The following is a 1,661-nucleotide window of genomic DNA, read 5'->3' as shown; positions in this document are numbered from 1 at the left end:
ATGTTGATACCCGTTTTTAGAACCCAATGGCTTTAAATTTTTAGCTATTGTATAGTCAAAATTTGTACTTAAAACTTGTCCAAAATAATAGATAGGTAAATCGTATCTATTGGCTTTCTCAGATTTTATTTTCATAATATCTAATACGTATGGCTTTTCAAAATCAGGGTCGTTGATTATGGCCATAGTTCTGAGCATATCTGTTCCAGTGTAGGTGTTTGTAACTTTTGAACTTACTACTTTAGTGTCTGAGTTTTCAGCAGAGAAATAGGACAAGTTTGGATGATTCTGGCTTCCGATTTCATATTTTCCATTGTAATGGGATGTTTCGTTTTGTGTAACCGTGTTATGGGCAATCGTTTGTTTTGCCCAAGTTTTATTTTCTTTTAAATAATTACCACCTCCTTTTTGTTCAATGTTTACAAAACGTGCCAATCCATAATCTTGAATTACTTCTTCTCCGTTTTCATATAGGGAATAGGATAATTTATCATAATGACCGTGACTTGATCCTTGTGAAGCATATTTAAAAACAAGTTCTATTTCTTGATTTCTTAAAATAGCAACACCTCCTTGTTTCCCTTCGGGGCCATCAGATAAGTTGATTGAGTTTTTTTCAAAAGGAGTTGCTTTTCCGTTTTGGATACCCAAAGCTACGGCCAAACCTGAATCATCTAATAAAACTTTATTCTGTTTTTTTGCGATACTTAAAAGACCTGGGTCCATGTTTCCATACTTGTAAGAAATATCAACTGCAGTTACAAGTGCATCCGTGTAATAAGACATTCCTTTCTGACCATCGTTTAGTGGGAAAAAGTCACCATTTGCATCCGATAAATTTAACAAGGCGTTGATAGACTTGAGAAGTACACCTTCTTTGTATTCAAATATTTTTAATTCAGGTTTTGCATTTTGTAAACCTGTTGCAAAGATTAAAAATGGATACATGGCATAACGTTGGTAATACGGTCCTTCATTGTAGTATCCATCTGGAGAAAAAGGCTCTTCGATATTGGCTAAAAATCCGGCTTTTCCATCTTTGTTGATAAAACCACCATCATCATCCTTGGCAGTTTTATCCATTTCTTTTCCTTTGATACCATATAAAGCGCGTTGAATAAGTACTTCGTCATCCATTACCAAGCCAATCATTCCGACGGCAGCATTTCCCCATGTGCTATGGTTGTGAACTCTTTGGTAGAATTGTGGACTGTCTACAGATATATGATCTGCAAAAGGTTTGAATAAATTTGTTTCTAGTTTGTTACGTTCTTCCTCAGTTAAATAATCATAAATACAGTCGTATGCTTGACTCACATATACCAACCAATTCGCATCATTTAACGCCTGCCAAAATAATTTCCCTCTAGCGTAAGATCTTGTTTTTGGATGTAAAGGCAATGTTTTATACATCTTCTCGTATTGCATCAACATACCCTTTACATATTTTGCATATTTCTCATCCTCTAGTATTTGATACAATAAACCTGCTTTTTGCAAGACAAACCAATTTTGTTTATGTCTAGAGTGTGTGTAGCCGCCTGAATAATCTTTTGGAATAGGGATTTCTATTCCTGCTAAAATTTCGGCATCAACTTCTTCTTTGACTTTCTGTAGTGAATTGTCAAAAATTGGAATATTTCCCAATTGATCACGGATAT

Annotated in this window: 1 protein-coding gene; it reads right to left on the bottom strand. The window is 34.7% G+C overall.

The annotated features are described in order from the left end of the window. On the bottom strand, positions 1–1,659 hold a 1,659-nt coding region (locus P8H68_RS03120; RefSeq protein WP_300321477.1), incomplete at its 3' end, for an alginate lyase family protein. Positions 1,660–1,661 lie beyond the last annotated feature (2 nt).

The sequence above is a fragment of the Flavicella sp. genome (assembly GCF_029238425.1).
In the GTDB taxonomy this organism is placed as follows: domain Bacteria; phylum Bacteroidota; class Bacteroidia; order Flavobacteriales; family Flavobacteriaceae; genus Flavicella.
Note: the sequence above shows the minus strand (reverse complement) of the source record. Positions and strands in the feature narration are given on the sequence as shown.